The organism is Pseudomonas sp. F220 (assembly GCF_057813935.1).
Genome location: NZ_JBVASJ010000039.1, coordinates 36,783 through 50,351, shown reverse-complemented (window position 1 = coordinate 50,351; position 13,569 = coordinate 36,783). Strand labels below are relative to the sequence as shown.

Annotated in this window: 8 protein-coding genes and 1 pseudogene; 4 read left to right on the top strand and 5 right to left on the bottom strand. The window is 60.2% G+C overall.

The genetic code is table 11. The features are described 5' to 3' along the window. On the top strand, nt 1-4,097 hold a 4,097-nt coding region (locus ACZYSM_RS24735), incomplete at its 5' end, for a type I secretion C-terminal target domain-containing protein (protein WP_489075568.1). A gap of 100 nt (nt 4,098-4,197) precedes the next feature. On the opposite strand, the gene lapD is transcribed toward ACZYSM_RS24735, so the two are convergent. The 4 genes from lapD to ACZYSM_RS24715 form a co-directional block, all read right to left on the bottom strand. Then, nucleotides 4,198-6,138, bottom strand: coding sequence for a cyclic di-GMP receptor LapD (gene lapD, locus ACZYSM_RS24730; protein WP_489075566.1), 1,941 nt, complete (start codon nt 6,136-6,138; stop codon nt 4,198-4,200). Nucleotides 6,139-6,163: 25 nt separating this feature from the next. Then, the gene (lapG, locus tag ACZYSM_RS24725; protein ID WP_489075564.1) at nt 6,164-6,871 is read right to left on the bottom strand and encodes a cysteine protease LapG; all 708 of its coding nucleotides are present in this window, start codon (nt 6,869-6,871) and stop codon (nt 6,164-6,166) included. 227 nt (nt 6,872-7,098) lie between these two features. Continuing rightward, the gene (locus ACZYSM_RS24720; protein WP_489075562.1) at nt 7,099-7,497 is read right to left on the bottom strand and encodes a YbaN family protein; all 399 of its coding nucleotides are present in this window, start codon (nt 7,495-7,497) and stop codon (nt 7,099-7,101) included. 10 nt (nt 7,498-7,507) lie between these two features. Further along, nucleotides 7,508-8,095 carry a UPF0149 family protein gene (locus tag ACZYSM_RS24715; protein WP_489075560.1) on the bottom strand — a complete coding sequence of 196 codons (588 nt, stop codon included), beginning with the start codon at nt 8,093-8,095 and terminating at the stop codon, nt 7,508-7,510. 277 nt (nt 8,096-8,372) lie between these two features. Here ACZYSM_RS24715 and recQ point away from each other — a divergent pair, with 277 nt between their 5' ends. From recQ to ACZYSM_RS24700, 3 genes are all read left to right on the top strand, one after another. Further along, the gene (recQ, locus tag ACZYSM_RS24710) at nt 8,373-10,499 is read left to right on the top strand and encodes a DNA helicase RecQ (protein ID WP_489075558.1); all 2,127 of its coding nucleotides are present in this window, start codon (nt 8,373-8,375) and stop codon (nt 10,497-10,499) included. A 119-nt stretch (nt 10,500-10,618) separates the two neighbouring features. Next, the gene (locus tag ACZYSM_RS24705) at nt 10,619-11,053 is read left to right on the top strand and encodes a MarR family transcriptional regulator (RefSeq protein ID WP_489075556.1); all 435 of its coding nucleotides are present in this window, start codon (nt 10,619-10,621) and stop codon (nt 11,051-11,053) included. Nucleotides 11,054-11,241: 188 nt separating this feature from the next. Further along, entirely contained in the window at nt 11,242-12,708 is a 1,467-nt protein-coding gene (locus ACZYSM_RS24700) for a motility hub landmark protein FimV (protein ID WP_489075554.1), read from the top strand. 119 nt (nt 12,709-12,827) lie between these two features. On the opposite strand, the pseudogene ACZYSM_RS24695 reads toward ACZYSM_RS24700, so the two are convergent. After that, nucleotides 12,828-13,549: pseudogene (locus ACZYSM_RS24695) on the bottom strand (patatin-like phospholipase family protein); the annotation flags it as partial. Nucleotides 13,550-13,569 lie beyond the last annotated feature (20 nt).

Genomic DNA, 13,569 nt, shown 5'->3' with positions numbered 1-13,569 from the left:
TGGCCGCCGGCACGGAAAACCAGACCCTGACCCTCGATGTGCTGGCCAACGACACTGATGTCGATGACGGGCACCTGTTCACGCTGAACTCAGCCAGCGCGCCGATCGGCCAAGGCACGGTCAGCGTGGTCGGCAACCAGCTGGTGTTCAACCCGGGTGCCAACTTCGACCACTTGGCGCAAGGTGTGGTCGAGCACGTCACGCTCAGCTACCAGATGCAGGATCAGTACGGGGCGCTCTCGAGTTCCACGGTGGACGTGACCATCACCGGCACTAACGATGCACCGGTAACCGACCTGAACGGTGGAGGCGCCGGCAACGACGCGACCGCAGCCTTCACCGAACAGACCTCCGTGCTGATCGCCCCATCGGCGGCCATCACTGATGTCGATTCGGCCAACCTGACGTCGATGACGGCGACGCTGACGGTGCGCCCCGACGGCAACGCCACCGAGTCGCTATCGCTTAACGCGAGCGCCACTACGGCAGCGGCCGGCCTGACGGTCAGCTACACCGCCAGCACCGGCGTGCTCTCGATCTCCGGTTCGACCACCAAGGCCACCTACCAGACGATTCTGGACGGCATCCTCTACAACAACTCCAGCAATACGCCGACTACTTCTGATCGGACGGTAAACGTTGTGGTCAGCGACGGCATCGACAGCAGCATCTCGCACAGCGTCACCATCGGCGTCACCGCGGTTAACGACGCGCCGGTGAACACGCTGCCGACAAGCTATACGACGAATGAAGACACTCCATTCAAGCTCAGCGGTCTGTCGGTGGCAGACGTCGACGCAGGCGCTGGCACCACCTCGGTCACGCTCACGGCAGGCAGCGGCACCTTAACGGCCGCGACAGCAGGCAGTGTCACGGTCAGCGGCTCAGGCACCAGCAGCATCGTGCTCACGGGTACGCTCGCCAACATCAACACTTATCTGGGCACGGTCGCAAGCCAGCCGACCTACACCCCGGTTACCAATGCCAACGGTGCGGTAACCCTGACCATGCTGACCAATGACGGCGGCAACACTGGCACTGGTGGTGCACTGAGCGACAGCGACACGATCAACATCAACATCACCGCGGTCAACGACGCGCCAGTGAACACGCTGCCGGCAAGCTATACGACAAATGAAGACACCGCATTCAAGCTCAGCGGTCTGTCGGTGGCAGACGTCGACGCAGGCGCTGGCACCACCTCGGTCACGCTCACGGTAGGCAGCGGCGCATTGACGGCCGCGACAGCAGGCAGTGTCACGGTCAGCGGCTCAGGCACCAGCAGCATCGTGCTCTCCGGCACGCTCGCCAACATCAACACTTACCTGGGCACGGCCGCGAACCAACCTACCTACACCCCGGTTGCCAATGCCAACGGTGCGGTCACCCTGACCATGCTGACCAATGACGGCGGGAACACTGGCACTGGTGGCGCACTGAGCGACAGCGACACAATCAACATCAACATCACCGCGGTCAACGACGCGCCGGTGAACACGCTGCCGGCAAGCTACACGACGAATGAAGACACCGCATTCAAGCTCAGCGGTCTGTCGGTGGCAGACGTCGACGCAGGCGCTGGCACCACCTCGGTCACGCTCACGGTAGGCAGCGGCACCTTAACGGCCGCGACAGCAGGCAGTGTCACGGTCAGCGGATCAGGCACCAGCAGCATCGTGCTTTCCGGCACGCTCGCCAACATCAATGCTTATCTGGGCACGGTCGCAAGCCAGCCGACCTACACCCCGGTTGCCAATGCCAACGGTGCGGTCACCCTGATCATGCTGACCAATGACGGCGGCAACACTGGCACTGGTGGTGCACTGAGCGACAGCGACACGATCAACATCAACATCACCGCGGTTAACGACGCGCCGGTGCTGTCCGGGACAGTTCCGTCGTCGGTCAACGTCAGCGGTGGGGTGTTGGTGAGTTCGTTCCTGAATTCCACTGATGTTGACAGTGGTGCGCTGAGCGGCATCGCGATCACTGTTGCAACTGGAACAGGTAGTGGCTCTTGGGAGTACTCGCTGAATGGCACAACCTGGGTGGCCCTAGGTACGGTGACTACGACCTCGGCTCTACTGCTGCGCAGCACTGACTATCTTCGTATGGTGGGAGGCAACCACTCCGGTGACCTAACCTACAAGGCGTGGGATCAGACGTCGGGCACGGTTGCGACGAAGGTCAACCCCGGCTCAGGCGGGGGTACCAGCGCGTTCAGCACGAACAGTGTTACATGGTCGGTCACCCATCCGGCAGGCATCGCTGGCGAGCCGATCAACTTGGCTCTGGCCAATCCGTCGGCGGATCACAGTCTTCCCGTCAAGATAACGATCGCCGGTGTTCCAGCGGATTGGATAGTGAACGGCGCCACGCATCTCGGCGACGGCAGCTGGACGGTCACCACCATCGATCCATCGGTACTCACCGTCACTACGACGGCAGGCTACGTCGGCGCTATGGTGTTGCATGTAACGGAGACCTGGACCAACGCAGATGGGACCACAGGAAGCGCCATCGTCTCGGACAACGTAGAGGCCTACGCCCCAGGCTCACCGATCTTTGCCTTGTCCATCGACGACAACCTGACCGGCTCGTCCGGTGCCGACACTTTCGTCTTCGCCCTGCCGATCGGCAACAACCAGATCTACAACTTCGATACCGCGGCGGACAAGATCGACTTGATCGGCTTCACGGGCGTCACCGGCTTTGCTGACTTGAGTATCGCCAACGACGCAAATGGCAATGCACTGGTCAGCATAGGCTCAGGCCAGACGATCACCCTGAAAGGTGTCGATGCGGCGGGCTTGAGCGAAGCGAACTTCCAGTTCGATGTGGACCCGCTCACCACCAATACCGGCACCATCACCATTGCCGACGGGGCGATCATGCCGTTCGGTGGCAGCATCCATAACAGTGGCACCATCGAGCTCGGTTCCACCGGCAGCGCAACCGACCTGGAAATCCTCTTCCGTGGCGCGACCTTGACCGGCGGCGGCCATGTGCTGCTATCCGATAGCGCGCACAACGTGATTTTCGGTGGCAGCGCCGACACCGTGCTGACCAATGCTGACAACCACATCTCCGGTGCCGGCCAACTAGGCGCAGGGCAAATGGTGCTGGTCAATGCGGGGCTGATCCAGGCCGACGGGCTGAACAGCCTGGTGCTCGATACCGGCACCCATACCATCGTCAACAGCGGCGTGCTGGAATCCACGGGCTCGGGTGGCATGACGGTGGCCAGTGCGGTCGACAACTCAGGCCACCTGTGGGCCAATGGCGGCGACCTGCGCCTGCTGGCCGACGTGACGGGCAACGGCAGCGCCACCATCGACGGCGACGCCAGCCTGATCTTCACCGGCGCCGCCCACGCGTCCGTCGCCTTCCACGGTGAAGGGGCGGGCACGCTGATCGTGGAGCACGCCGCGGATGCCGGCTCGCTGGTCGGCATTATCGGGCTCGAAAGCAATGACTCGCTGATGTTCGGCGATCTCGCCTTCGGCGCCAACCCCCAGCTCAGCTACAGCGCCAACGCCCTTGGCTCCGGCGGCCTGCTGACGGTGGACGACGGCGTGCATCGGGCCGAGGTGAACCTGCTGGGGCACTACTCGGTGGCCGACTTCCAGGTCACCGACGGCGGCGGGGGCGGCACCTTGGTCGATTACCACGGCGCATCCAGCGGCACACTGGTGGGCAGCATGGCGGCGGACGTGCTCAGTGGCGGCGACGGCAACGACATCCTCGCGGGTCGTGGCGGGGCGGACACTCTCAGCGGTGGCGCGGGAGCCGATGTGTTCGCCTACCTCAATCCGAACGAAGGCGGGGACACCATCCTCGACTATAACTTCGCTGAAGGTGACGTGCTCGACCTCTCCGCGCTGCTCAAAGCCAACTTCGTTAGCGGCAGCAGCCAGGCGTCCGACTTCGTCCAACTGGTGAAGTCCGGCAGCGATATCACCGTGAAGGTGGATACCGATGGCGCAGCCAATGGTGCGCATTTCACCGATGTGGCGGTTCTTGCCAACGCTGGCACGACCGGCGTCGATCTGGTGCGTACCTGGTTCGGGGATGCCGACCATACGCTGACGGTCTGACAAACTGGGCGGGACTACCCGGGAGGGCAAGCATGTGCCTCCCGGGCTGCCGGCCAGGGCCAGCAGTGCGTGGAAAGCGTGGGAACGATCGCCGCTTTATCTACATCGGCTCCGGTGGTCCAATCAGCCTCCCCATTACCCCAAAGAGCCCCAACGCCTTGATCACGTCCAACTCGCCTTGAGTCTCGACCATCTCGGCAATCAGTGGCAGGTCGATGCTGTTGGTGGCGCGGAAAATGGCTTCGATAAATAGGCGTTTGTCGCTCTGCTGGTCGATGGAGCGGATGTAGCTACCGTCGATTTTCAGGTAAGCCAAACCGAGGTTAGTGAGGTTGGCGATCTGGCTGAAATTGCCGCCAAAGTGTTGCAGGCCGATCCGATAATCGGTGGCCTGGATGCTTTGACTCAGCTGCTGCAGTTCGTCCGGTGGTGGCAGTTGGCGTTCGTCGATTTCCAGGGTCAGCAGTGGAGCGAGGTCGGGTAGGGCTTCGAGCATGGCCAGGATCTGTTGCAGGTGCGACGCATCCCGCAATGTGCTGCCGGAAAGACTTAACGCCAGCGGCCAAGGGTGTTCGGCGAGGTAGTCCAGGGTGTGTTCGAGCATTGCCAGGTCGAAACGGGCCGACCAACCCAAACGTTCGATCCATGGCAGGAAGTGCCCGGCGGCAATCGCCTCGCCCTGTGGATCGAGCAGGCGGGCCAGCACCTTGTGATGCAGCACTTGGCTGGTATCGGCACACTGCACCACCGGTTGAAAATACAGCTGCATTTTGCCGTGGCTGAGAGCGTCATCGATCCAGTTGCGCCAATCGTGCTGAGTCTGACCTGGCGCGCCATTGAAGAGCGCCAGATGCACCCACGGCCGTTCTGGATGGTGTCGGGCCTGGGCCAGCGCCTGATCGAGGCGCAGCAGCACCGTACTGACAGGGTCGCCCGGTTGATAGGCAACAATACCCAAGTGCGCAACTGGCATGCAGTCGCTGGCGCCGGTGAGGCGCAGGTTTTCCAGGGTCGCACTGATCTCGGCGGCCAGCCGTGCGGCGTCTTTGCTGTCGAGGCCAGGGGCTAACAGGCTGAACTCACCGCCGCGGTTGCGCGCCGCCAGCCAGTGGCGGCGATCTGCTTGCTGAATCAAGCGTTTGAGCAGTCCACCGATCAGGCTGATCAAGGCGTCGGTGCGTTGACCACCCAGGCGCTGGTTGAGGCCGGTCAAGTCGTTGACTCGCAACATCAACAGGTGACCGTCGCTGCTCTGTTCGGTAACCAGCAACTGGTCGGCGAGTTGTTCATCCAGCAGGCGCCGGTTGGCCAGGCCGGTGAGGCTGTCCTGAAAGGACTCTGCCCGTAGTTTTTCGCTGCGTGCGGCTTCTTCGGCAAACAGGCCTTTGAGTTTTTCGACCATCTGATTCATGGCCAGCACCACGCGCTTGAGCTCCGGCGTTTTGGGGAGCTTCGGCAGGCTGAGGAACTCGCGTTTACTGATGGCTTCGGCCTGCTTGACCATGTTATCGAGCGGGCGCAACTGCCTGCGCAGTAGCCAGCCGCCAAACACCGCGCTGAGCAATCCACACAGCAGCAACCAGACCAGACTACCGAGGGTGCTGTCCCAGAATTTGGCCAGTGCGAACTGTGGATTACTCAGCACCTCGACCCGCGCTGCTTGCTCCCAGCCGCGCATGATCAGCGCATCTCCACCTTGCGGGCGCAAGTTCACCAGGCGCACGAACCAGCCGGGTATGTCCTCGGCAACGGTCGGTGTACTGCGTTCCACCAGCACCTGTTCATCCTCGATGTTCACCACCCGGATGCTGGAGAAGTAACCGCTGTCAAAGATCGAACTGACCATCAGTTCAACCATTGCCGGATCATCGATTTGCGTGGTCAACGACAGTCCCAGTGCCGTGGCGGCATCCTGGGCGTGGGAGCGCAACTGGCTGAGCATTTGCTCACGCGAGATCTCGAGGCTGACAAAAAAACTGCCGCTGAACGCTACCAGCAGGAACACGCAGATGGCGAGAAACAACTGTTTGAGTAGCGACATGAAGCGCTCCTTGTTGTTGGCGGCGTTAGCCATCACCCACGACAAAACCTTCGGCCTGCATCTTCTTCAACACGTCTTGCCAGCGCGAGAGTTTTTTCGAGTCGCTGCTGCGTTTGTCGCGGTTTGCACCAGACAGATGCAGGCCTTCGGCATCGAAGGCGTACACCACAAGCAGGTCTTTACGTTGTGAGGCCGGCCGGATCTCGCCGATCAGGTTGTCCAGCACCAATGGATCGGCGCCGGGGCTGGCGTAATAGGTCAGCACCATGTGCGCCTGGTTCTGGGTCAGCGCTTTGACGTAGGTGATGCGCAGTTTTTCGCTGGGAACACCAAGGTTACGCAAGCTGAAGTACTTGGCGAGGGCATAGTCTTCGCTGTCGCCGGCACCCTTGATCAGTGATTCGAGGGGGGTGGCCCAGTAGTCGGTCTGATGCCAGATGTGCGTGTCGTCCTGGAAGCTCAGTTGCTGATTGAAGAAGTGATTGACCGCGCGCAGTTGCTCGCGCTCTGGTTGTTTTGCTTCGCTTTGCAGCATCTGATTCCAGGCCTCGATCCGTCCTTTGGCCGGGCCGAGGGCGCCGTAGCGTTGCTCGGCGGTTTGCAGGATCAGCGCAAAATTCCAGTTCGCCCAGACACTGCCCAGGCCGACCAGTAGAAAACCCGACACAAGCAACCATTCGCCGAGCCGAAGTCGGAGCGTTGACCATCCTGGACTACGCGGACTACGGGACATGTCTGGCTGCTCAGGTGCAGATTTCTGAAGTTTAGGCGGTGTTTTCTGAAAGGGCAGGTAGATCGTCGGTTGACGGGTGATCGGCGTGAAACGTCAAAAGATCGTCCGAACGCGGCTCGAACCTTCAGCAGCCCCTACTCCAACCGAGTACAGCTGCAATATCGCGGGTGTACGCAATCCTGTAGGAGCTGCCGCAGGCTGCGATCTTTACCGGGAGCGCTTGAGCCTCAAGACCTGTGAAGGGTCTTCTGCCGCAAGATATAAGCCGTCACCAGCACCGCACTGGTCAGCATGAAGCCTCGGGCCCAGGGCAGGGGTACCAGATAGCAGGAAAACCCGATGCTCAACCACATCAGGCTGATAGCGTAGACCTTGCCCTTGAGCGGGATGCCGTTGCCGTCGAGGTAGTCGCGGATCCACGGGCCGAGCTTTGGATGTTCAACCAGCCATTGATAGAAACGCGGTGAACTGCGGGCGAAACAGGCGGCCGCCAGCAGTAGAAAGGGTGTGGTGGGCAACACCGGCAGGAAAATCCCGATCACCCCCAATGCGACGCTCAGCCAGCCGATGGCCAGCAGAACGTAACGCAGTATCAGGGGGCGGTTGCCTATGGAGTTGGCCGCCAAAGGCAAGGACTCAGTGGTGACGAGGCTTGAGAATGGCCGGTTTTTCGTCCGGTGCATTGCACAGCAGGTACAAAGCGGTCAGGGCTTCAGGGATCTGAACGATCATGTCGTCCATCAGGTTGGCATCGCTGGCGATGTCGGAGAATTCAGGCTGCTCATCGAACAGGCCGGAACCGACCATGATCGGCAGGAGCATTTCACTGACTTCGTCCTCGGCGGTTTCGAACCAGGCCGATTCGCGCAGGAACACGCCTTCCATGAAGCCGATACACCAGCCGCGCAGGTCGGAGTCGTCCGGCTCTTCGCCGAGATCGAGGTCGCACGGCAGCTCGAATTCTTCATCGGATGCCAGCTGACGGGCGATGTGCGCCTTGAGCAGCAGCAGGGTGGCTTCAATCTCTGCACGCTCGGCGTCGTCGCGGTAATGCGGCTCCTCGGCGAACAGAGCGTCAATCCACTCACGGTCGGGAACGACCTCGGAACAGATCGATAGCGCAGTCAGGTAGCCGTGGGCGGCCACATAGTCCAGCGCCTCGTCATGCAGCTCGTCGGCGTCGAGGAAGGCTTGCAGGCGGGTTAGTTGCTCAGCGAAGGACATTAAAGGGCTACCTTGGGGAATATGCGATGCTGAATTCTAGGCCTTCTTGAGCGCTCAGGCCAGCCGCAGGGCAGATTTGCACGGTTTTTGCGGTGTCGCGGCTATTCGTCACCGGCAGCCTTTACCTCGGACCGCTCGGGTATACTGCCGCGTTTTGTAATGCCCTGCAGGTGTTGCGACGGATCAGGAAAAGTCCGCTTACGGATTTGTCCGTGAAGACCGTGACTTTTTCATCCAGCCTGCACAGAGGGATATTCGGCAATATTTGGAGTTTTTCATGCTCGAACAGGCTCAGCGCGTCCTCAAGGACATCTTCGGCTACGACAGTTTTCGTGGCCGTCAGGGTGCTATCATTGAGCGCGTGGCCAGTGGCGGCGATGCTCTGGTATTGATGCCTACCGGTGGTGGCAAGTCGTTGTGTTTCCAGGTCCCGGCGTTGCTGCGTGAAGGTCTGGCGGTGGTGGTGTCGCCGTTGATCGCACTGATGGACGATCAGGTCGCGACCCTGGAAGAGCTGGGCGTTGCCGCAGCCGCCTTGAACTCCACCCTGAGCGCCGAGCAGCAGCGAGATCTGGCGACGCGAATCAAACGCGGCGAAGTGAAGATGCTCTATCTCGCGCCCGAGCGCCTGGTACAGCCGCGGATGCTGGCTTTCCTGCAGAGCCTGGAAATCGCCCTGTTCGCCATCGATGAAGCGCACTGCGTTTCTCAGTGGGGTCATGACTTCCGTCCGGAATACCTGCAACTGGGGCAATTGGCGGAGATATTCCCCAATGTACCGCGCATCGCCCTGACCGCTACTGCCGACAAGCGTACTCGCGAAGAAATCGTCAATCGTCTGCATCTGCAGGACGCCGAACGTTTTCTTTCGAGCTTCGACCGCCCGAACATTTTCTACCGCATCGTGCCCAAAGAGCAGCCGCGCAAGCAGTTGCTGGCGTTCTTGTCCGAGCGCCGTAGCGATGCGGGCATTGTCTACTGCCTGTCGCGCAAAAAAGTCGACGAAGTGGCCGCGTTCCTTTGCGAGCAAGGCTTCCCGGCTCTGGCGTATCACGCCGGGCTGCCTAATGAGACGCGCGCCTTCAATCAGAAACGCTTCCTCAATGAGGAAGGCCTGATCATGGTCGCCACCATCGCCTTCGGTATGGGAATCGACAAGCCAAACGTGCGCTTTGTCGCGCACCTCGACTTGCCCAAGTCCCTTGAGGCCTATTACCAGGAAACCGGTCGCGCCGGCCGTGATAGTTTGCCCGCAGACGCCTGGATGGCCTACGGCCTGCAAGACGTGCTGATGCTCAAGCAGATGCTGCAAAACTCCGAGGGCGATGAGCGCCACAAGCGTCTGGAGCAGCACAAGCTCGACGCCATGCTGGCACTCTGTGAAGAAACCCGTTGCCGGCGTCAGACTCTGCTGGCGTATTTCGACGAAGACATGCCGCAACCCTGTGGTCACTGCGATAACTGTGTCGACGGTGTACAGACCTGGGACGCCACCGAGCCTGCGCGTCAGGCACTCTCGGCGATCTACCGTACCGGCCAGCGTTATGGTGTCGGGCATCTGGTGGATGTGCTGCTGGGCAAAGACAACGACAAGGTGCGCAGCTTCGGTCATCAACATCTATCGGTGTTTGGTGTAGGCAAAGCGCGGACCGAGGGTGAATGGCGCTCTCTGTTCCGACAGCTGGTGGCTCGAGGTCTGGCGGACATCGATCTGGAAGGCTACGGCGGCCTGCGCTTGAGCGACAGTTGCCGGCCGTTGCTCAAGGGCGAAGTCACACTGGAACTGCGCCGCGACCTCAAGCCGCAGACCACCCCGAAAAGCAGCACCAGCCAGGCCAGTCAACTGGTACGCGGCGAAGAGCGCGAGCAGTGGGAAGCCTTGCGCGCCCTGCGACGCAAACTGGCTGAAGAGCATGGCGTGCCGCCGTACGTCATCTTTCCCGATTCAACCTTGTTGGAAATGCTCCGCAGCCAGCCAAGCTCCTTGCCGGAAATGGCCAAGGTCAGCGGCGTCGGGGCGCGCAAACTGGAGCGTTACGGCGAGGCCTTCCTCGAAGTGCTGGGCGGTCAGGCTGAGGCGCCGAAAGTGGTCGCCGATATTCGCCACGAACTGATCACCCTGGCCCGCGCCGGCATGACGCCGATGCAGATCGCCGGTCAGTTGCAGTGCTCGGAAAAGAACGTCTACACCCTGCTCGCCGAGGCCATTGGCAAGCAGCAGTTGTCACTGGAGCAGGCGCTGGATCTGCCAGAGGACTTGCTGGGTGAAATACAGGACGCGTTCCTTGACGGCGAGGGCGAGCTACCGCCTGCCGCAGAGGTGATCGGACTGTTCGCTGGGCGCGTTCCCGAGGGCGTTCTGTACTGCGTGCGTGCGGCTTTGCAGTCGGAATTCGAGATTTGAGTGGCCTGTTTCATAGGTGTAACGATTAAGTACATAGCAAGCCTTGCCTCGCAGCGAGGGCCATGCTTAGCTGACTAATAATTAGCTTTCCTCTATTTCAGTCTAACCATGAGTTTTTTATGTCGTTTACCGATCAACACCGTTTTGGCATGCAGTTGGCGCAGATGTCTCGAGGCTGGCGTGCTGAACTGGATCGCCGTCTGGCAGGGCTTGGCCTGTCCCAGGCCCGCTGGCTGGTGCTGCTGCACCTCGCCCGTTTTGACGAAGCGCCGACTCAACGTGAGTTGGCCCAAAGCGTGGGTGTTGAAGGACCAACCCTGGCACGTTTGCTCGACAGTCTGGAAGCTCAGGGGCTGGTACAGCGTCAAGCGGTTGTTGAAGACCGCAGGGCGAAAAAAATCGTCCTCTGTGCTCCGGCCCGGCCGTTGATCGAACAAATTGAAACCATCGCCACCGCATTGCGCCACGAGCTTTTTGTCGGCGTCGACGAAGAAGATTTGCGCGTGTGCATGCGGGTTCATGGGCACATTCTGGCCAATCTGGAAAAATCTTGAGGCATTACAACCCCGCAGACTTTTGAGATTCAGCGCTTGGCAGACTATAAGAGATAGCAGTGTTCGTGCAGGACGCATGAACGCCCCGCAGGTTGGTTTCGGTTATCCAAGGGATGCTCATGCTTGAAAGTTTGCAGTCCGCGTTACGCTGTTCAGTCAGTTTGAACCCCTCTGAAAAAAAGCCCCGCTTGTTCAAGATTCGCTCGCTGTTAGTGGTGTCCAGTGCCTTGTGTTATTCGGCATTGGCCCCGGCACTGGGGTTGGGCGATATCACACTGCATTCGGCGTTGAACCAGCCGCTCAATGCCGAGATTGCGCTGGTTGAGCCGGGTGATCTGGCCGACGGCGAATTGTCCGTGAGCCTGGCGACGGCCGAAGAGTTCAGCCGCGCCGGGGTCGAACGGGTGTTCTTCCTCAACGACTTGCGTTTCACCCCGATCCTGAGTGGCAGCCGCAGTGTGGTTCGGGTGGTTTCGAACAAACCGGTCAGTGAACCTTTCCTGAATTTCCTGGTGCAGGTGAATCAGCCCAACGGGCGTTTGCTTCGCGAATACACCGTGCTGATCGACCCACCGGGTTCACCGGGGATCGTAGCTGTTGGTCAGAACCTGTTGCTGCCCGATACGGCGGTGCTGGCGAAGTCGCTTGAAGCTGCAAAAGATGCTCAATCAACTGCCGTTGCACCGGTTCAGGAGCAGCCTGCATCCACTTCCGAGCAGTTGGCCGCCAGCGTGTTGGAGAACCAGCACCTGCAAACAGCCATCGATGATCAGCAAACCAGGCTTCAAGGCCAGGACGAGCAGATCGCCGCTAACCAAAAAGAAGTCATCGACCTGCAAACTCAATTGGCCGACGTCAAAAGGCTCTCTGCCAGCTCTGCGGCGCCTGCCACACCGACGGTAGCAAACTCGCCGACCGTTGCACCGCAGGCCGAAAAGCCCGGTGGACCGAACTTGCTGGTGATGACTGGGTTGGTGGTGCTGTCAGTACTGTTAATGCTGGCATTCTGGGTACGACGTCAGCGGCATCAGGCTCAAGCAACGCCTGAGCCGTCGCCCATGGAGCCGGTGGTCCGTGAGTCACTCGTTAACCGAGTGGCGCCTCGCGTGTTTTCAGCACCACCAGCTTTGGCTGAGTCCCAAGCCAAAGCATCGGGCAGTCCAGTGCTGGATGAGTTTCAGCTGAACCTGGATGATCTGTCGATGGACTCGGACTGGGATTTGATCAGCCCGTTTGAAACCGCACCGCCGTATCTCAACAAGCCAGTCATCGAGACGCCGCCCAGTCTCGACCCAACCTTCACGTCGAACTTGAAAGAGTTGCCTGACGTATTCGAAATGTCCGACGAGCAGTTTCTGAGCGGCTTCAACGAGCCCAAGTCTGATCTGCCCTCGCCATCGGAGATAGAGGCGTTGGATGAGGCTTTTCTCGATAGTTTCGCGAACGCCCCGCAAACGCTGGACATCGAACCGTTGTCAGTGGATTTCGACACGCTGGAGCGTGAGCAGGTCTGCGCCGATACATTGGGGAAGGCCCAAACCTGTATCGAGGAGGGTGACCTGGACAACGCCAGTCGCTTGCTCAATGAGTTGCTTGAAGACGGCGACGAACCGCTGCAACAGACCGCGCGTAACCTGTTGGCGAGTATTCGTTGAGGCCTTAGGCATATTAGGCAGTTAGGTGGCCTCAAAAGATCGTCCTGCACCAAAAAACTTGGGGTAATGTCGGAGTACTGCCTGTTTCTCATAGCTGACCGATATTTGATTTTTACCCCCTAAAACGTCTGCCCAAGATTCAGATAAATCGCCTGCTGATCGTCATCGTTAAACCCATAACTGAAGTTCAACGGTCCCAGCGGTGTGTCGAAACCGAGGAAGATGCTGGCGGCGTTGATGTAGCCGCTGTCGAAGTCGTTGTCGTTGTTCCAGGCCCGGCCGCGTTCCAGCGAGGCGCCGATGTACAACGGGAAGTCCAGCGGCACGTACGAGCGCGGGGTCAGGCGACGGTAGTAGACGGCGCGGGTCAGGCTGATGTTCTGCCCGGAAATTGCGTCCTGACGGAACCCCGAGGTCGTCGCCGACTTTAGAGTCGTTCTCGACCTTGATCGCGGTGATGATCGGGGTTCGTTGGCCGGGAGCCCGGGCCGCGGCCAGCTCAGCATCGACCGGTTCGGCCGGGCGCAAGCGAGCGAGCGAGGCGCGCATCGAGAATGCGTGTGGCGCGGTATCCGGCGTCGATCATCTCCTGAGCGCGGCCGAAGTCGGTCACACCGAAGCTGGCCAGCGGTGGCTGGATCAGCACGTCATCGTTGTGTAAAACAGCCAGTTGTTCTTCGGAGTTGCGGCGGGTCATCAGGGTGATCGACTGGTTCAGTACATCGACCACGGTTGCCAGCTGTTTGCGTGTGCGCAACGGGGTGCCGATGTCGACCACGATGGTGATGTCGACGCCCATCTCTCGAGCTACATCCAACGGAATGTTGTCGGTCAAACCGCCAGGACAACAGGCGGCTCATC

Bases quoted from the DNA above. Each gene is read 5' to 3' on its own strand.
- lapD (WP_489075566.1), bottom strand. From the start codon at position 6,138: ATGTCGCTACTCAAACAGTTGTTTCTCGCCATCTGCGTGTTCCTGCTG.
- lapG (WP_489075564.1), bottom strand. From the start codon at position 6,871: ATGTCCCGTAGTCCGCGTAGTCCAGGATGGTCAACGCTCCGACTTCGG.
- ACZYSM_RS24715 (WP_489075560.1), bottom strand. From the start codon at position 8,095: ATGTCCTTCGCTGAGCAACTAACCCGCCTGCAAGCCTTCCTCGACGCC.
- recQ (WP_489075558.1), top strand. From the start codon at position 8,373: ATGCTCGAACAGGCTCAGCGCGTCCTCAAGGACATCTTCGGCTACGAC.
- ACZYSM_RS24705 (WP_489075556.1), top strand. From the start codon at position 10,619: ATGTCGTTTACCGATCAACACCGTTTTGGCATGCAGTTGGCGCAGATG.